Source organism: Microbacterium resistens NBRC 103078, assembly GCF_001552355.1.
In the GTDB taxonomy this organism is placed as follows: Bacteria; Actinomycetota; Actinomycetes; order Actinomycetales; family Microbacteriaceae; genus Microbacterium; species Microbacterium resistens.
Map to the genome: position 1 here is coordinate 1 of NZ_BCRA01000046.1, position 18829 is coordinate 18829.

An 18829-nucleotide genomic window follows, 5' to 3' on the forward strand; every position below is an offset into this window, starting at 1 on the left:
CGGGGGTCGGCTCGTCTGCCGCTCGCGACACCGACGCGGCAGGCTCCGCGGCGACGGCAGGTTGCGGCTCGGCGAGCACGGCCGTCTCCGCGTCGGGACTCACGGGGTCCGCCGGGCGGGGCGGCACGTTCTCGGATCCGGCGGGGACGTACTCGCGCACGAACTCGAGCTGCTCCTCGGGGAGGGTCGGAGCACCGTCGGCTGCGGAGGCGTCGAGGGCGATACGGCCCTGGGAATCGAGGCGCCCCGGGCGATGCGCGGAATAGGACATCGTTCCACCATAGAAAAGGACGCCTGGAAGACCCGTGGGCGCTCGCTGTGCGCCAGCCGTGGACCGCCCCCTCCGCCCATCCCTCACGTCCGCCCCGCTCCCCCTCGTCGAGTGGTCAGTTTCTGTGGGTTCCACCGCCGCGAACCCACAGAAACTGACCACTCGACATGGCTGCGGCTCACTGTCCCCGCGGGCGCCCGATCTGCACACGATCGTCCGATCCGCGGAGGGATCGGTAGCTGCGGTGTGCAGATCGGGTTCGCGTGTGCAGATCGGGCCGGATGCGGCGAGCGGGGCCGAGGGACGACGCGAGGCGCCGGGGGGGGAGCCTCAGACCAGGGCTTCGGCGGCGGCCTCGTCCTCGGTGGTCGCGACGAGCTGGCCGCACGCGCCGTCGATCTCCTTGTGACAGCGTACGGCCCCACCCAGGACGGGAAAAGTCACGTCGGGCAGCGTCGAATCCCCTCGCTGTCCCGCTCAATCGGGGGTGCAGCCCCGGCTCCGGCTGCGCCCGATCTGCGCACGATGACCCGATCCGCGGTGGGATCGGCGGCGGTGTGAGGTCAACACTGCGGAACGAATAGACGACGCCGAGAGGTGCCCCGGGAATGGGGAACCTCTCGGCGTGGGGCGCGGAATATGTCAGAGCTTAGAACCAGTTCAACCAATCTCCGAGGAAGTAGATTCCCGTAATGAGCACAAGAGTCCCGACCCCGATCGACGACCAGATCATTCCCTGGTGTGTCGAATCCTTTTCGGACAGCTCGCGAAAAGAAGGGCCCACCTGACTGTCGTTGACACCCGGCATCTGCCCGAAATCTGAACGATGGGATTTCACTTCACGCCCCCTTGACGATTCATTCCGGCACCTCCAAGAGAGGGATAATGATCTCTTCGGCACCAACGATCGAACGGCCTTCTGCGCTTGCCGGTATGCGAACCGCACCGGAGACAGGGCTCGCGGAGTTCACGGCCACGGTGTCGGAGAGCCAGGTGAGCCCTGCGCCCGTCGTCGTCTCGAGGTCCAGGCCGCCCGTCGGTGAGTACAGAACCTGAAGGCTGCTTTCACCGTCGGGACTCAGGGCATGCAAGGAAACACCACCCGAACTCCCACTCCCGGCAGATCCGCAACTCGACGACGCATACTCCCCGTGGACGACATAGACGCACGAGCGCGCCTCGTTGATACCAGTCCAGAGCTCGGCAGCACCGATCGAACCATATGAGGTCAATGTCAAGCCTTCGACGTCACCAGCGCGAAGATCCGCGGCAGAGATCGTCGGAACCGGCGGTCCATCCGGTGAATCTTGCTCGAGCAAACCGAGTGGTGAAGACTTCGACGTACCGTTGAGCTTCGCATCGAGCAACCAGGCCTTTGCCTGAACGGTGTCGCCGGGATGATAGTCCCAGAACTCAAACGAAGCTTTGGTCGTCCCCCAGCCCCTCGGGCCGTTGACTTCCGCAGATCCGTTGCCGGACACCGAGTAGCCGTTGAACCACGCAGTTGTCTTCCATGTAGCGGAGGGGATCTCTGCTCGAAGTCCCGTTCGGGAGAAGTTCCCGGCCTCCGCCGTCTCGACGTATTCCCTGCCGTCGGGAGCAACTGAGCCATCCAGCCACATAAACGTTGCCGCGGATGCAGGGAGCGCGGCCGTGATTGTTGCTCCTACGACGAGCACTGCGACCGCGACCGCTCGACCGGCAAACTTCTTCTTCTGAATGTTATTCACACTAGTAACCTCATTGTTCCATTGAGCGTCACCATAGGAAGGTGAGCGTCCAAGCACGATACAGCGATGCCAGGGTGCCCACAAGGAATATCCCCAGTATTTCGGAGGTAATGTCCGCATGGAGTTGCAATAGTCGCCGCATGGGTGCGCGCGGATCCGGTTCGCGGCGGCGCCACTCCGCCCTGCTCCCGCAAGTAGCACACGATCCGCAGGCGTTATCGCGGGCAGGGATCGGTGGCTGCGGTGTGCAGATCGGGTTCGCGTGTGCAGATCGGGGCGGACGCGGCGAGCGGGGCCGAGGGACGACGCGAGGCGCCGGGCGGGGGGAGCCTCAGACCAGGGCTTCGGCGGCGGCCTCGTCCTCGGTGGTCGCGACGAGCTGGCCGCACGCGCCGTCGATCTCCTTGCCGCGGGTGTCGCGGAGGGTCGTCGGGATCCCGGCGTCGTTGAGCCGACGCACGAACTCGTCCTGCACGTCCTTCTCGGACGCGGTCCAGATGGATCCAGGGGTCGGGTTCAGCGGGATCGGGTTCACGTGCACCCAGCCGCGACCACGCGCGTTCAGCTTCTCCGCGAGGAGGTCCGCCCGCCATGCGTGGTCGTTCATGTCCTTGATGAGCGCGTACTCGATCGACACTCGACGGCCCGTCTTGTCGAAGTAGCCTCGGGCGGCGTCCAGCGCCTCGTCGACCTTCCACCGGGAGTTGACCGGGATGAGCTCGTCGCGCAGCTCGTCGTCCGGGGCGTGCAGCGACAGGGCGAAGGTGACCGGGATGTCCTCGTCGGCGAGCTTGTGGATCGCCGGGACGAGCCCGACGGTGGACACCGTGATCCCGCGGGCGCTCATGCCGAGCCCCTCCGGTTGAGGCGCCACCATGACGCGGACGGCATCCATCACGCGCTTGTAGTTCGCCAGCGGCTCGCCCATCCCCATGAAGACGATGTTGCTGACCCGCTCCATGGAGCGATCGTCCGCGCGCTTGCCGCCGAGCTCGCCCCGCGCGATCGCCCGGTTCGCCCGGACGATCTGCTCGACGATCTCCGCCGTGGACATGTTGCGGGTGAGGCCGGCCTGACCGGTGGCGCAGAACGGGCAGTTCATGCCGCATCCGGCCTGGCTGGACACGCACAGCGTGATCCGGCCGGGGTACCGCATCAGGACCGACTCCACGAGGGCGCCGTCGTGCAGGCGCCAGAGGAACTTGATCGTGTCGCCGCGGTCCGTCTCCAGGCGGCGGACCTCCGTGAGCAGGTTCGGCAGCAGCCCGCCGACGAGCTCCGCCCGCTGGGCAGCGGGCAGATCCGTCATCTCGGCGGGATCGGACGTGTAGTGCGTGAAGTAGTGGGTGGCCAGCTGCTTGGCCCGGAAGCCCGGAAGGCCCAGCTCCTTCGCCTTCTCCACGCGCTCGGAGGGCGTGAGGTCGGCGAGGTGCACCGGAGGCTTGCCGCGCTTGGGGCTCGCGAACTGCAGGAGCGGACGCCCTCCGGCATCCTTCTTCTGGGTCCAGCCCTCGGTGGCCGGCCGCACCTGCGGCGCGGCGGGCGTGCGCTCGGGCCGCGCGGGCGCAGGGTTCTCGGTCATCCCTCCAGGGTACGCGGTGGCGGGTGGGAGAGCGCTGGGGCAGCTCCGGCGACGGGGGACGACGTTTCGACTCGTCGCTGCGCTCCTCGCTCAACGAGCGACACCCGGGACGACCACCGGTCGTTGAGCGAGCGCAGCGAGACGAAACGCCTGCCCCCGCGACCGAAGCGTTTCGACTCGACACCGCGCTCCTCGCTCGACGACCGAGACGACCGAGACGGGGACACGGCGAGGGGCGGGACGACAAACGCCGCCCCGCCCCTCGCGTGCGGATCACTCCCCGCGCAGGACCTTCCGCCGGTGCAGCACCGCGGCGGTGCCGATGCCGAGGGCCACGAGGCCCAGCAGCGCTCCGAGCGCAGGACCCCACGGGTCGAGACCGGTCACCGGCAGCGCTCCGCCGCCGTCGGCACCCGCGTCACCCGACGGAGGGCCGGTCGGCGCGGGCGTCGGCGGATCCGTCGGCTCCGGCGGGTCCGTCGGCGTCGGCGTGGGCTCGGTCGGGCTCGGCGTGGGAGTGGGGGTCGGGGTGTCGGCCACCTCGACCGGGTACATCCACGCGTTCACCGCGGACCGGGCACCGTCGGACGCCGCGGTCGCGAACGACACGAGCACCATGGCGTCCTCGGTCATCGCCGCCTGCGTCTCGGCGTCGAGCGGGATCCGGATGCTGCCCCCGCCGATGTTCACCTCGGCGGTCGCGGTCGCCAGGAGGTGCCCGCCCATGTCCGGGGACCACGGCGGCGCCGCGCCGTCCTCTTCGGAGCACGCCTCGAAGCCGTACTCGTCACCGGGGCAGCTCGACGTCCACACCGGCACGAAGCGCGCGTCCCCCTTCCACACGAACACCCGGGCGGTGCCCGCGGCCTCCGCGCTGTAGGAGAGCGTCGCCCCCTCCGCGTCGAAGGCCACATCGCCCATCGTCAGCGCCGTGGTCGGCTGCAGCCCCGAGATCGTCCCGCCGCGAGTCGCGGACTGGAACACCGTCTGCGGCGACTCCACGCCCTGCAGCGCGGTCTGCGGGATGATCGCGGCCGGAGCCTCGATCGGACGCGACGACGGCGGCGTGTAGCCGTCGAGGTACGCGTGTCCCCATCGGTACGGCTCGGACTGCTGCGAGCCGAACGCCGACCAGGCTGTGCGCGTCTGCCCGATGAAGTCCTGCGTGTCGGAGTCGTACGGCGTGACGTTGAGCCCGAGGTAGGTCGGGTCCACCGTGTTGGTCGCTGCGTCCCCCGTGGGGACCGCGCTGGTCGGACCGACCGCCGCGGGAAGATCCGCGAGCGGGATCTTCACCTCGACGTCGTAGGCGCCGCCCTCGTACGCCCCGTCGGCGGTGCGGGCCGCGCGCACCGCGACCTCCACGCCGGGCGCGTTCGGGCCGCCCTCGACCTCGTCCGCAAGGGGACCGGTCGAGAAGCCCTGGTGGTTGTCCGCGTCGCGCGACCAGCATGCGCCGTCCGGCCCGTTGCCGTTGGTCCCCTCCGGGTCGTCCGTGAACGGGAACATCCCGAGCTTGAACGTCGACGAGGTGTCCACGGAGGACCCGCGCGGATCCAGCAGCAGCTCCACCGAGTCGACGAGCCAGTGCCCGAAGCAACGGTCCGGCGTGGCCGCGGCGCTCGCGATGTCGTCCACCACGCGCACCTGCGCGTAGAGGGCGTCGTCGTGCCAGCCGAGCACGGCGGTGCTGCCGGCTCCGCAGTCCGTGCCGTCGGGCTCGCACGCGTCGCCCTCCCACACCGCTCCCAGATCCAGCGGGGTCCCGGTGTAGACGTCGTCGGGCGCGCCGTCCAGCGCCGGTGCCGCCGCGAGCTGCGGGATCACCGTCGTGGGGACGACGTGCAGCGACAGGTCCTCGGAGGAGGCGCCCAGCGCCGAGGTCGTCGTCGCCGTCACCGCCTCGACGCGCCCGCCCGGATCGGCGGGGTCGAGGTGGGTGAGGACGAACGGCACCGTGGCGGTCTCCCCGGGCGCGACGGCCGGGACGTCCTTCGAGGCCGCGTCGAGCGAGAATCCGGCCGGGGCCGTCAGCGCGACCGTCGCAGTCTGCGGCACCGCGCTGCGGTTCGTGACGACGACCGGGATCGTCTTCGACTCCCCCGCGCCGATGGCGGCGATGGCGTCGGCGGGCCCGCCGATGTAGGCACCGGTGCGGTCCATCCACTCCTCGTACTCCGCGCCGTTGCCGGTGCGCTCGAAGCGCCCGTCCACCGGCGGGACGAGGTCGACGCGGGTGTCGTTGTAGGCGGTGACCCCTGCCCCGGCGAAGTCCGCCGAGATGCGGAACCGGCCCGGAACGGCGTCGGCTGCGGGGGTCACGGTGAAGGTCGCCTCCGCGGGCGCGTCCGAGGGCACCGCGTCGAGCGACACGGGGCCGTCCACGCTCCAGCCGTCCGGAACGGTCAGCGACACATCGCCGCCGTCGAGCGCGTCGGCGCCCGAGCGGATCCCCACGGTGACCGAGAACGGCTCGCCCGCGGCGACGTGGGCCTCGGCGTCGATCGTGAAGGTGGATCCGAGCGGCAGGCCGCCCGGGTCCGCGACCACGGCGCCGTGCAGCGGCGCGTCGTCGGAGCCGGCGCCCGCGCTGCCGTTCGGCTGCATCGGGACGGCGGACCAGTCCACCGCGAAACGCTGGCACGTGGGGTCCACGACGGTCTTCACCATCTCGCGCGCCTGCGTCGGATGGGCGCGGGCGCCCTCGCCGCCGACCTGCGCCCAGGTCTTGGCCGAGCCGGCCGGCTGCCCGGCGAGGTTGCCCTCGGCCCAGGTGTAGGGCGAGTCGTAGCCGGACCAGGTGCCGACGACGGTCTGCGTGCTGCCCTCCTCCGGGATGAAGCCGGCGTTGCAGCCCGGGCCGTCCACGCCGCCGGTGCCGCCGGTGGCCGCGAACCAGCCCTGCGAGAGGATCCGCTTCACCTGCCACGGCTCGACGGCGCCCTCGCCCTCCAGCTGCTCCGGGAACATCGACGGGTCCGCCGCCGCAGCGGCGGCCTCCCAGACCATGCGGCCCTGCGCGTACTGGTGGTTGCCGTGGCCGGCGTCGAGAGAGGGCGTCCAGCCGACGAGGATCTCCGGCTGGGTCTCGCGGATGATGCGCACCGTGCGGCGCAGCGTCTCCTCCGCGTCCCACACCTGCGCGGTCAGCGGCGCCGAGGTGTTGTAGTAGAAGTCGACCCGGTCGAGGTTGAAGATGTCGACCGTGCCGGAGCGGACGTGCGAGGTCCGGTCCTCGTTCTCGCGGCGCAGCCCCAGGTCGGGGCCCGCCTCGGGGCCGACGGAGTTGGATCCGCCCTCACCGCGCGTCGCCATGATGATGCCGCAGCGCACGTCGTACAGGTCCTGCCAGACGCCGCACGGGGTGGTGAACCCCGCGTCGTCGTCGGGGTGTGCCCAGATCCCGAGCACGTCGATCTTCTCGCGCGCCGTCTCGGTGGCGATCGAGGGATCGCCCACCTCCAGCGCCGGGGGCTCGGCCGCCTGTGCGGCCGTCGGCAGGGCGAGGCCGACCATCGTCAGCAGCGCCGTCAGCACGCCGATGTGCTTGCGTCTCATCTCTCCTCCAGGGGGCGACGGCGCGGGTGACACCGTCATCGCCCGTCACCCTAGCGAGAGTTTCGCGCAGAGAGCAAGCACCAATGCGCAATTACGCGCAAGAGCGTTCATCAATACGCAGGCACGCCGCCGGGCGGCATCGGGCACCGATGCCGCCCGGTCGCACGACGTCGCTCACTCCCGGACGGCGCCCTCGATCATCCCCTTGATGAAGTGGCGCTGCAGGAAGATGTAGAGCACCACGACCGGCAGCGCCACGAGCACCGCTCCCGCCGCGAGCAGGGCCGTCCCCTGGGTGTACTGCCCCTGGAAGAAGGCGAGCCCCAGCGGCGCCGTCCGGACCGCGCCGTTCGGCGACATGACCAGCGGGATGAGGAACTCGTTCCACGTCCACATGAAGGTCAGCAGCACCAGCGTCAGGATCGCCGGACGCCCGATCGGCACGAGGATCTGCCAGAGGATGCGCATGCTCCCGGCCCCGTCCAGCCTCGCCGCCTCGATCATCGCCCGGCTCGACGTGCGGAAGTACGTCCGCATCCAGTACGTCCCGAAGGCGATCGACATCGCGATCTGCGGGAGGGCGACGCCCAGCACGGTGTTCGCCAGCCCCAGCGCCCGCATGTCGAAGAACAGCGGCACGATGAACGCCTCCGTCGGCACCATGATCCCGAGCAGGAACAGGTAGAAGAAGAACGTCGCGCCGCGGAAGCGCATCGTGCCCAGGGCGTATCCGGCGAGGATCGACGCCGTCACGGCGACGACCACCACGATCGCGGCGACGGCCACGCTCGTGAGCATGTACTGCCCGAACCGGCCGACCTCCCACGCCTCGGCGAAGTTCTCCGGGTGGAACAGGCCTCCCTCCCGCGCCGCGCTGACGCTCTGGGGGCCGAATGCGGTCGTCAGGATCACGCCCAGCGGCCCCAGCACGATGAGCGCGAACACGACGAGCACCACGTAGTTGGCGACGCGTTCGAACGCCGAGACCCTCATCGCTTCTCCCCGATCATGTTGACCACCGCGTTGATCGCGAACACGATCACGGTGAGCACGACGCCGACGGCCGCCGCCGCTCCGACCTCTCCCAGCTCGAACGCGCGGCGATAGACCTCGTAGCTCGGCACGGTCGTCGAGGTTCCGGGTCCGCCGCGGGTGGTGACGTAGACGAGGTCGAAGGTCTTCAGCGCCGCGACGATCGTCAGCGTCAGCGCGACCGTGATCTCTCCGCGCACCGACGGGAGGGTGATCGCGAAGAACTCCCGCGCCGCCCCCGCGCCGTCGAGGCGCGCGGCCTCGTAGAGCTCGCGCGGAACGCGGCTCATCCCCGCCATCAGGAGCACCGTGACCAGGCCCGTCGACACCCACGTGCCGATGAGGCCCACGGCGGGCAGCGTCCACGTGTAGTCGCCGAGCCAGGCGCGCGTGAGCCCGCCCAGCCCGATCGCCCGCAGGAACTGGTTGAGCGGGCCGTCCGGCGCGTAGATCTGGCGCCAGGTGACGGCGACGACGACCATCGCGATGACCTGCGGGAGGAAGATGACGGTCCGGAAGAACCCGAGCCCGCGCACATTCGAGCGGGTGAGGATCGCCGCGAGGACGAGGCCGATCGCGAGCGGGATGATCGCGAAGAACACGATGAGCACGAGGGCGTGCGCGAACGCGTCGCGCAGCTGTCCGTTGCGGGCGATCTCGATGTAGTTGTCGAATCCGACGAACGTCGAGGCCCCCAGCCCGTCCCACTCGAAGAAGGAGAACTGCACCGCCCGCCCCAGCGGGAAGAGCAGGAATCCGCCGTACAGCAGCAGCGCCGGCGCGAGGAACGCGTACGGCAGCCACCGCGGTCCGGAACCGCCGGAGGGGCCGGGGCGCCGTCGGGCGCCCCGGCCGGTCATGACCGCATCAGCCATTCGACGAGACGAACTCCGCGTAGTCGGCCTGCAGGGCGTCCACGAAGGCCTTCGCGTCGAGCTTCCCGTCGATCAGCCCCTGCAGGGCGTCGCCGAGGGTGTCGCTGAAGGTCGGCGTCGCGTAGTCGAGGTACGGCAGCAGGGCGCCGGTCTCGGTCACACGGCCGAACTCGGTGAACACGTCCGCCTGCACGCCCGAGGCCGGTGCGAGATCGGCGGTGCCGTTGACCGGCATGTTCCCGGTCTCGGCGAGGATCTTCATCGCCTCGTCGCTCGTGATGAAGTCGATGTAGGCCGCCGCGACGTCGGTGTTCTCCGCCGCCGAGGTGATCCCGAACGGAAGGCCGGTGCCGCCGGTCGTCGCGGGCGTTCCCGCCGAGGTGTCGGGGACGAAGAAGCCCACGTCGTCGCCCATGGCGTCCTCGAGGTCCGCGGCCAGCCACGACCCGCCGATCAGGAAGAGGCCCTGGCCCTTGCCGAAGTCCTGCCACGCGGCGTCGTAGTCGGTGCCGTTGGGACCGTCGTTGAAGTAGCCCTTCGACGACCAGTCCGCGAGCTGCTGGGCTGCGGCGACGTTGTCGTCCGTGGTCCAGTCCGCGCCCTCGTTGCCCAGGCCCAGGTCCCGGATCGTGTCGGCGTCGACGTGCTCACCCTGGATCGGACCGAAGACGTGGATCGCCGGCCACTTGTCGATGTTGCCGAGCACGAGCGGCTTCTGACCCGCGTCGTGGGCCTTCACCAGCGCGTCCTCGAACGCGGACCAGTCCTTCGGCACCTCCACGCCGAGCTGCGCGAGCCTCGACTTGGAGTAGAAGACCCCTACGATCTCACCGACCTGCGGCAGGCCGTAGACGCTGCCGGTGCCGAACTCGACGGCGCCGTCGCCGTACGTGGAGTACTGCAGGACGGACGGGGCGAACCGGTCGTTCCAGCCGTAGAGCTCGGCGTAGTCGTCGAGTGCACGGAGCTGGCCGCCCTTGACGAAGGCGCCCATCGTGTTGCGACCGTTGTTGGCCTGCACCACGTCGGGGGCGTCATCGCCGGTGAGGGCGAGGCGCAGGGTCTTGTTGAGGTCGTCGAACGCCTGGGAGTTGCGGTCGATCGTGACGTTCGGGTACTTCTCCTCGAACGCCTTGTTGAGCTTCTCCATCTGCTCGTTCTGCCCGCCGCGGACCTCCTGGTCCCAGACGGTGAGCGTGACGTCGCCCGCGGCGGCGACGTCGGTGCTGATCTCTCCGCTCGGCGTCGATCCGCCCGCGGGCGCCCCGGCCCCCGGCGCGCAGGCGGCGGACAGGGCGAGGACGAGAGCGGTGCCGGAGACGGCGGCGACGGTGCGCATGTGTCGCTTCATCGGGATTCCTTTCGTGGATGGTGCTGCGTGCGGCGCCGGCCTCAGCGAGGCGACGGCAGGGACTCGGGTGCGGACGGATGGTCGGGATGGGGGCCGGTCGGGATGGCGTCGTCGAGGAAGCCGTACCGGGTGCGCAGCTCCTCGTCGTCCGAGCCGCGCACGTTCTGCCACCACCGGGCGATGTCGGCCCAGCCCGGAGCGGACAGCGCGCTGCCCCGGCGCGTCACGGCGATGCCGCTCGCGAGCACCGCGAACGCGGCCTGGTCGGCCAGGGGCAGGCCGAGCAGGCCCGCACGGACGAGGGCGGCGGCGAAGACGTCGCCGGCGCCGGTCGGATCGAGGACGCGCACGGGCAGGGCGGGGACGACGACCTCGGCGCCGGAGGCCGCATCGATCGCGACCACTCCGTCGCCGCCGCGCGTGACGACCACGAGGGGGACCCGCTCGGCGAGCGCCCGCGCGGCCGACACCGGGTCGTCCGTGCGGGTGTAGGCCATGGCCTCGCGCTCGTTCGGGGTGAAGGCGTGGCAGGACTCCAGCGGTGCGAGGTCCTCCTGCCGCCAGCGCTCCGTGGAGTCCCAGCCGATGTCCACGAACAGCTGCGTGCCCGCGGCGGCCGCACGGCGCCACCAGGGATCGGCCGCGGCCGGATCGAGGGTCTTCAGGTCCGCGATCACGGTCCTCGCCTCCGGTGCGGCGCCGATCGCCCGCACGGCGTCGTCCAGCCCGGGCGCGTAGGTGATCATGCTGCGGTCGCCGCCGTCGGCGATCGCGACCGTCACGGGCATCGGGAGCTCGGCGAGGCGCCGGGACGCGGAGAGGTCCACGCCCTCCTGGTCCTGCAGGACCGACCAGCACCACGCGGAGAAGGCGTCGGTCCCGAAGGGCGCCGCGAGCGCGGTGCGGAGCCCCAGGCGCGCGCCCGCCACCGCGAGGGTGGCGATGCCGCCCGGGCTGATCCCGGCCGTGCCGGCGAACACCTCGGTGCCCTCCTGCGGCGCCGCGTCCAGCGAGGCGAAGCCGTAATCGAGGAAGACCGGGCCCGCAAGCCCCACGTCCCACCGGAATCGGGTGTCCACCGAGTGCTCCTCCCTCGCCATCGAAATCAGGGTTTGTCAGATCATACGCGCAACTGCGCATTACTGCACATTGATGCTCAATCATGACTGATATGCTCACCGCATGCTCACGACCACACGTCAGGCCCGCATCCTGGATTCCCTGCGCGCCGACGGCCAGGTGACCGTCGAAGAACTCGCCGACCAGTTCGGCGTCTCCGCCTCGACGATCCGACGCGATCTGAACGCGTTGAGCGCCGACGGCCTGCTGCGTCGGGTGCGCGGCGGAGGCAGCATCGAGTCCGACCGCGTGCCGTTCGCCGACGTGCAGCACCAGCAGCCCGAGGAGAAGGCGCGGATCGCGGCACGGGCCGCGGAGATGGTGCGCGACGGCGACATCGTCCTCCTCGACATCGGCACGACCACCGCCCTGCTGGCCCGGGCGCTCCGCGGCCGGCGGATCACCGTGGTGACGTCCAGCCTCGCCGCCGTCGACCAGCTGCGTGACGACGACGCCGTCGAGCTCATCATCCTCGGCGGCGCGGTGCGGAAGAACTACAACTCCATGGTCGGCGCGCTCACCGAGCAGGCCCTCGCCCAGATCCGCGCGACCGTCTGCTTCCTCGGCACGAGCGGCATCCGCGCCGACGGCACGATCATGGACACGACGGGCATGGAGGTGCCGATCAAGCGCGCCATGATCGAGTCCTCCCAGCGCGTCGTCGTCCTCGCAGACGCGACGAAGCTGCCGGGCGTCGGACTGCTCAGCGTGTGCGGCCCGGAGGCGCTGGACGCGGTGGTGACCGATGCGGATCCGGGGGCGCCGACCGTCCGGACCCTCCAGGAGGGCGACGTCGAGGTGGTGTTCGCATGAAGCTGACGATCGTCGGCGGCGGCGGCTTCCGCGTGCCCCAGGTCTTCGAGGCGGTCGCCGCGGACGGCGCACCGACCCGGATCGACGAGCTGTGCCTGTACGACGTGGCACCGGAGCGCCTCGACATCATCCGGGCCGTCATCGACGAGCTCGCTCCGTCCTATCCCTCCGCGCCGCGGGTCACGACGACCACGGACGTCGTCGAGGCGATGCGCGGCGCGGACTTCGTCTTCTCCGCCGTGCGCATCGGCGGCACCCGCGGGCGGATCGTGGACGAGCGCACGGCCCTGGACCTCGGCGTGCTCGGACAGGAGACCGTCGGACCCGGCGGCCTCGCCTACGCCCTGCGGACCGTGCCGTTCATGACGGAGCTCGCCCGAACCATCCGCGACGTGGCCCCGGACGCCTGGGTCATCAACTTCACGAACCCCGCGGGCATCGTCACGGAGGCGATGCGTCAGGTGCTCGGAGACCGTGTGGTGGGGATCTGCGACACCCCGATCGGCCTCATGCGCCGGGCGGTGGCCGCCTCCGGGGCATCGGCCGGGTCGGACATCACGTTCGACTACGTCGGCCTCAACCACCTCGGCTGGCTCCGGTCCGTCTCCGTCGACGGGCGGGATGTGCTCCCGGACGTGCTCGGCTCCGACGCGTCCCTGGAGTCGATCGAGGAGGCCCGTCTCATGGGCTTCGACTGGGTCCGCACGATCGGGGCGCTGCCGAACGAGTACCTGTACTACTACTACTTCACGCGCGAGGCGGTCGCCTCGATCCGTGGCGCCGCGGCGACGCGCGGCGAGTACCTCGACGAGCAGCAGTCCGCGTTCTTCGCCGCACCGCCGGCGCAGCCGCTCGAGGAGTGGCAGCGCGTGCGGCACGCCCGTGAGTCGACCTACATGGCCGAGTCGCGCTCCGAAGGCGAGAGCCGCCATGAGGAGGACGTCGACTCCGGGGGCTACCAGCAGGTGGCGCTGGACCTCATGGCCGCGATCGCCACGGGGCGCCCCGCGACGATGATCCTCAACGTCCGCAACGGCTCGCTCGTGCCGCAGCTGCCCGAGGACTCCGTGGTCGAGGTGGGCTGCATCGTGGACGCCGAGGGCGTGCACCCGTGGCCGATCGCCCCGGTGCGCGGCGACATGCTGGGCCTGATGACCCAGGTGAAGTCCGCCGAGCAGCTCGTGATCGAGGCGGCCACGCGCGGGTCCCGCGAGCTCGCATGGCGCGCGTTCGCCGCCCACCCGCTCGTGGACTCGGTCTCCGTGGCACGGAGGCTCGTGGACGGCTACCGCGCCGGCTTCCCGTCCCTGGGCGACCTCCTGCACTGACCCGCACGCCCGGCCGTCGAGCGATCGGAGCGAGACGAACGCCCCCGGTCACCACCCCCGGTCGTTGAGCGAGCGGAGCGAGACGAAACGCGCTACCCCGGACACCACCCCGGTCGTTGAGCGAGCGGAGCGAGACGAAACGCGCTACCCCGGACACCACCCCGGTCGTTGAGCGAGCGGAGCGAGACGAAACGCCCCGGGTCACCGCGTTTCGTCTCGTCGCTGCGCTCCTCGCTCAACGACCGGGGTGGGGTCCGTCCGTGCGCCGACGGCCGCGGGCGCTCCAGCCCCGGACCGCGTCGATCCCTCCCGCCATGAAGGCCTCGCGCTTCGCGTGCCCCCACCCCTGGATGCGCTTCTCCCACGCGAAGGCCTCGTCGATCCTCTCGAATCGCTCGTGCCATGCCAGCGCCACGGGGAGCCGCCGTCGGGTGTACGCGCTGCCCTCCCCCGCCGCATGCTGAGCGAGACGACGATCGAGGTCCGTGGTGCTGCCGACGTAAAAGGTGCCGTCCGCGCATCGGAGGATGTACGTGAACCCTGACATGCCCGCACGCTACCCACCGTCCCGGACATCTGTGCCGGGTCACCACGTTTCGACTCGTCGCTGCGCTCCTCGCTCAACGACCGAACACCCCCGGCCGTTGAGCGAGCGAAGCGAGACGAAACGCCCCCACCCCGCGAAACCAGGGCACCACGTCTCGACTCGTCGCTGCGCTCCTCGCTCAACGACCGAGGACCACCGATCCGCGCGGGACGAAACGCCTCAGCCGAGGAGGGGGCGCTGGGCGGTGCGCTGCTGCTCGTACTCGGCGCGGGCGCGCTGCGCCGACGGGGTCTCCGAGACCTCCGCCACGGGCACGTCCCACCAGCCCTCCCCGTCGGGGGCGTAGATCGTCGGATCCGTCTCGATGTGGATGAGCGTCGAGCGCTCCGACGCCTTCGCCGCGGCGAGCGCCGCGCGAAGATCGTCCGCCGCCGACGGCGACGGTGCGATCTCGACCACGTCGATCCCGTAGCTGCGGGCGTTCATGGCGAGATCCACCGGCAGGATCTCGTCCCCCTGGAAGTTCCGCGCCCGCGGATCGTAGGCCCGGTACTTCGTCCCGAAGCGCTCGGCGCCGATCGTCTCCGACAGGTGCCCGATCGAGGCATAGCCGTGATTCTGCACGAGCACGACGATGAGCTTGATCCCCTCGGCCACCGCGGTCGCCAGCTCCGAGCTCAGCATGAGGTAGGAGCCGTCGCCCACCATCACGACGACGTCGCGGGCGTCGCCGTCGGCGAGCAGGCCGCGCTTGGCGCCGAGGCCCCCGGCGATCTCGTATCCCATGGTCGAGTACGCGTACTCCACGTGGTAGCCGAGGGGATCGCTCACCCGCCACAGCTTGTGCAGATCCCCGGGCAGGGATCCGGCGGCCTGGACGATCACGTCCTCGTCCGCGAGCGCTCCGCGCACCACCCCGATGACCTCGGGCTGCCCCGGGCGCGCGAGCCCGGAGGGGGCGAACGCGGCGTCGACCGCCGCGTCCCAGCGCGCCTTCTCTCCGGCGACCCGATCCGCGTGCCCCGGATCCACCCGATGGCCCGCCAGCGCCTCGGTCAGCGCCACGAGGGTTTCCCGGGCGTCGGCGACGATCGGCAGGCGCGAGCCGTGCTTGTACGCGTCGAACGATGCGACGTTGACGTTCACGAACACGGCGTCGGGGTTCTGGAACGCCGTGCGCGACGCCGTGGTGAAGTCGCTGTAGCGCGTGCCGATACCGATGACGACGTCTGCGTCCGCGGCGATCCGGTTCGCCGCGGTGCTGCCCGTCGCGCCGACGCCGCCGAGGTACTGCGGGTGGTCCCAGGGCAGGGATCCGCCGCCCGCCTGCGTCGTGCCGACCGGGATCCCCGTGGCCTCGGCGAAGGCGCGCAGCGCCTCCTCGGCGCCGGAGTAGAGCACGCCGCCGCCCGCGACCACGAACGGACGCCGGGCGGAGCGGATCGCGGCGACCGCACGCTCCAGCGGACCCTTCTCGGGAAGCGGGCGACGCAGGTGCCACTCGCGCTCGGCGAGGAACTCCTCGGGCACGTCCAGCGCCTCGGCCTGCACGTCCTCCGGGAGCGCGATGGTCACCGCCCCGGTCTCGGCGGGGTCGGTGAGCGTGCGCATCGCGGCGAGCGCGATGGAGAACAGCTGTTCCGGACGCTGCACCCGGTCGAAGAACGCCGACAGCGGGCGGAACGCGTCGTTGACCGTCAGCCCGGTGTCCCGCGGCACCTCCAGCTGCTGCAGCACCGGGTCGGCGACGCGGGTGGCGAAGGTGTCGCTGGGCAGGAGCAGGGCGGGGAGCCGGTTCGTCGTGGCCAACGCCGCGCCGGTGAGCATGTTGGTGGCGCCGGGGCCGACCGAGGCGGCGGACGCGAACGTGGCCCGCCGCCGGTGCATGCGCGCGAAGCCGACGGACTGATGCACCATGGCCTGCTCGTTGCGGGCCTGGTAGTACGGCATGAGGTCGGGCTCGGCGAGGTTCGCCTGGTGCAGCGCCTGTCCCAGCCCGGCGACGTTGCCGTGGCCGAAGATGCCGAAGACGCCGGGGATCGTGCGCTCCCGGATCGTCCCGTCCACGGTCCACTGGCGGGCCAGGAACTCGACCAGGCCCTGCGCGACCGTCATCCGCCTCGTCTGCATCCGCGTGCTCCTTCGTCCGTGTAGGGCAGGCGCGGATCCACGCCCTGCTCCTGCCACTGTTCCCGCACCCAGGCGTGCGCCGGGTCGTCCGTGATGAGCCACGCCCTGTCCGGGTCCGGCCCCGCCATCACGTTGAGGTAGTAGAGGTCGTAGCCCGGCGCGGCGGCGGCCGGGCCGTGGTAGCCGTAGGGGACGAGGACCACATCGCCCGTGCGCACGCGCGCGTCCACCTCGATCTCGCCCGCCGGGGACGAGGACGTGGCGAAGGTCCCGAACGCGTCGGCCGCGGGGCGCGGCACGGTGCCCCGCTCGGGCGCGGACTCGAAGTAGTAGATCTCCTCCAGCCGCGTCTCGTGGCCGGGGACGTGCTCGTCGTGCTTGTGCGGCGGATACGAGGACCAGTTGCCGGCCGGGGTGATCACCTCGCACACGATGAGCCGTTCGGCCTCCAGCGCCTGGGGCGTCCCGAAGTTGTGCACCTGACGGCTGGACGCGCCGGCACCGCGCAGCTCGACGGGGGTGTCCGCGGCCGGGATCCGGCGGGTCGGATGGATCGCCTCCGTCCGGGACGACGCCACGGCCACGCGGCCCGCTCCCGTGATCTCCGCGGTGGCCGCGGCCGAGAGGTAGAGCACGTCGGTGGGGCCGTCGAACACGGAGGCCCGCCCGTCGAGGGCCGTCTCGGAGGTGCGCCCCTCCTCCGTATGCACCACGGTGAAGGAACCGGCGAGCGGCACGACCAGGCGTTCGACCCCCGTCTCCCCGAGCGTCAGCCGCCCGCCGCCGCCGAGCACGCCGATGCGCAGACCGGTGTGCTCCCATCCGGGGAGCGTCTCATCGACGACGCTCTCCCAGCCGTTCCGGGACAGCGTGCCGCGCGGGTGGACCCACTGCGGGTCGGTCGTGCTCATCCGGTGCTCCTGACTCGCTCAGCCGTTCTGCGGGAAGCCGAGGTCGATGCCGCCGTGCGTCGCGGGGTCGAGCCAGCGGCTGGTGATCGCCTTCTCCCGCGTGAAGAAGTCGAACCCGTGCACGCCGTACGCCTTGGCGTCGCCGAACAGCGACGCCTTCCACCCGCCGAAGGAATGGTAGGCCACGGGGACCGGGATCGGGACGTTGATCCCGATCATCCCCACCTGGACCTCGTGCTGGAACCGCCGGGCCGCGCCGCCGTCGTTGGTGAAGATCGCGGTGCCGTTGCCGAAGCGCCCGGAGTTGATGAGGTCGACGCCCTCCTGGTACGAGGCGACGCGGACGACCTGGAGGACCGGGCCGAAGATCTCCTCCTGGTAGGCGCGGGAGGTGGTCGGGAGGTCGTCGATGAGGGTGGGGCCGAACCAGAACCCGTCCTCACGTCCGTCGATGCGGAGGTCCCGCCCGTCCACGACGATCCGCGCGCCGTCCTGCTCGGCGATGTCGACGAAGGACGCCACGCGGTCCCGGTGCTCGCGCGTGATGAGCGGCCCCATGTCGGGCTCGCCGTCGGGGCCTCCGGCGCCGTCCCCGACGCGCAGGGTGGCGATCCGCTCCGCGATCCGGTCGATGAGCGCGTCCGCGACCGGCTCGACGGCGAGCACGACGGAGATCGCCATGCACCGCTCCCCCGCGGCGCCGTATCCGGCGTTCACCGCCTGGTCGGCGACGAGGTCGAGGTCGGCGTCGGGGAGCACGAGCATGTGGTTCTTCGCGCCGCCGAGCGCCTGGACGCGCTTGCCGTGCCGGGACGCGGTCTCGTAGATGTACTGGGCGATCGGGGTGGACCCGACGAACGAGATCGACGCGACGGCCGGGCTCGTGAGCAGCCCGTCCACGGCGGCCTTGTCGCCCTGGAGGACGGTGAAGACCCCGGCCGGGAGCCCGGCCTCGGCCCAGAGCTCCGCCAGCCACAGCGCGGCGGAGGGATCCTTCTCGCTGGGCTTCAGGACGACGGCGTTGCCCGCGGCGATCGCGATGGGGAAGAACCACATCGGGACCATGGCCGGGAAGTTGAACGGGGAGATGATGCCCACGACGCCGAGCGGCTGCCGGAGCGTGTAGACGTCGACCCCGGTGGAGGCGTTCTCGGAGTAGGCGCCCTTGGTGAGGTGCGGGAACCCGCAGGCGAGCTCCACCACCTCCTGACCGCGCAGGATCTCGCCCATCGCGTCCGAGCGCACCTTGCCGTGCTCGGCGGTGATGAGCGCGGCCAGCTCGTCGCGGCGCGCGTTCAGCAGCTCGCGGAACGCGAACATCACCGTCTGCCGCTTGGCGATCGAGTACCCGCTCCACTCGGCGAACCCGCGCTCGGCGGAGGCGATCGCGGCGGCGATCTCGTCTTCCCCGGCCAGCGCGACGCGGCCCGACACTGCTCCGGTCGCGGGGTTGTGCACGGGAGCGGTGCGGCCGTTCTCAGGGGCGTGGGGCGCGCCGTCGATCCAGTGCGGGATGAGGGGCGCGGCGGTGTCGGTGGTCATCGATGGTCCTTGTCTGGGGGTCGGGCGTCCGGCGGGAGTC

Annotated in this window: 13 protein-coding genes and 1 pseudogene; 2 read left to right on the top strand and 12 right to left on the bottom strand. The window is 71.1% G+C overall.

Going from position 1 to position 18829, the window contains the following annotated elements:
- The 8 genes and pseudogenes from MR1_RS08905 to MR1_RS08935 all read right to left on the bottom strand — a co-directional run.
- A pseudogene (locus tag MR1_RS08905) lies at positions 1-271 on the bottom strand (hypothetical protein); the annotation flags it as partial.
- Between the two features lie 857 nt (positions 272-1128).
- Positions 1129-2001 carry a hypothetical protein gene (locus MR1_RS19705; RefSeq protein ID WP_157517982.1) on the bottom strand — a complete coding sequence of 291 codons (873 nt, stop codon included), beginning with the start codon at positions 1999-2001 and terminating at the stop codon, positions 1129-1131.
- Between the two features lie 331 nt (positions 2002-2332).
- Positions 2333-3583, bottom strand: coding sequence for a 23S rRNA (adenine(2503)-C(2))-methyltransferase RlmN (gene rlmN, locus MR1_RS08910; protein WP_067245183.1), 1251 nt, complete (start codon positions 3581-3583; stop codon positions 2333-2335).
- A gap of 273 nt (positions 3584-3856) precedes the next feature.
- The gene (locus MR1_RS08915; protein ID WP_067245184.1) at positions 3857-7141 is read right to left on the bottom strand and encodes a sugar-binding protein; all 3285 of its coding nucleotides are present in this window, start codon (positions 7139-7141) and stop codon (positions 3857-3859) included.
- Between the two features lie 174 nt (positions 7142-7315).
- A complete protein-coding gene (locus MR1_RS08920; protein WP_067245186.1) occupies positions 7316-8134 on the bottom strand; it encodes a carbohydrate ABC transporter permease in 819 nt (272 codons plus the stop codon).
- Positions 8131-9048, bottom strand: coding sequence for a carbohydrate ABC transporter permease (locus tag MR1_RS08925; protein ID WP_231819747.1), 918 nt, complete (start codon positions 9046-9048; stop codon positions 8131-8133). Before MR1_RS08925 ends, MR1_RS08920 begins: the two co-directional genes overlap by 4 nt.
- Complete coding sequence (locus MR1_RS08930; RefSeq protein WP_067245188.1) at positions 9041-10399, bottom strand: ABC transporter substrate-binding protein; 1359 nt, start codon at positions 10397-10399, stop codon at positions 9041-9043. The genes MR1_RS08925 and MR1_RS08930 overlap by 8 nt, the downstream gene beginning before the upstream one ends.
- A gap of 41 nt (positions 10400-10440) precedes the next feature.
- A complete protein-coding gene (locus MR1_RS08935; protein ID WP_067245190.1) occupies positions 10441-11478 on the bottom strand; it encodes a carbohydrate kinase family protein in 1038 nt (345 codons plus the stop codon).
- 103 nt (positions 11479-11581) lie between these two features.
- Between MR1_RS08935 and MR1_RS08940 the strand changes: the two genes are divergently transcribed.
- Both MR1_RS08940 and MR1_RS08945 read left to right on the top strand, forming a co-directional pair.
- Positions 11582-12331, top strand: coding sequence for a DeoR/GlpR family DNA-binding transcription regulator (locus MR1_RS08940; RefSeq protein ID WP_067245192.1), 750 nt, complete (start codon positions 11582-11584; stop codon positions 12329-12331).
- A complete protein-coding gene (locus MR1_RS08945; protein ID WP_067245194.1) occupies positions 12328-13659 on the top strand; it encodes a 6-phospho-beta-glucosidase in 1332 nt (443 codons plus the stop codon). The genes MR1_RS08940 and MR1_RS08945 overlap by 4 nt, the downstream gene beginning before the upstream one ends.
- 235 nt (positions 13660-13894) lie before the next feature.
- On the opposite strand, the gene MR1_RS08950 is transcribed toward MR1_RS08945, so the two are convergent.
- The 4 genes from MR1_RS08950 to MR1_RS08965 form a co-directional block, all read right to left on the bottom strand.
- Positions 13895-14206, bottom strand: coding sequence for a GIY-YIG nuclease family protein (locus MR1_RS08950; protein WP_067245196.1), 312 nt, complete (start codon positions 14204-14206; stop codon positions 13895-13897).
- Positions 14207-14425: 219 nt separating this feature from the next.
- Positions 14426-16336: a 3D-(3,5/4)-trihydroxycyclohexane-1,2-dione acylhydrolase (decyclizing) gene (iolD, locus tag MR1_RS08955; protein WP_067245198.1), complete on the bottom strand. Its 1911-nt coding sequence runs from the start codon at positions 16334-16336 to the stop codon at positions 14426-14428.
- Positions 16318-17247, bottom strand: a complete 930-nt coding sequence (iolB, locus tag MR1_RS08960; RefSeq protein ID WP_067245200.1) for a 5-deoxy-glucuronate isomerase — start codon at positions 17245-17247, stop codon at positions 16318-16320. The genes iolD and iolB overlap by 19 nt, the downstream gene beginning before the upstream one ends.
- A gap of 18 nt (positions 17248-17265) precedes the next feature.
- Entirely contained in the window at positions 17266-18789 is a 1524-nt protein-coding gene (locus MR1_RS08965) for a CoA-acylating methylmalonate-semialdehyde dehydrogenase (RefSeq protein WP_067245203.1), read from the bottom strand.
- Positions 18790-18829 lie beyond the last annotated feature (40 nt).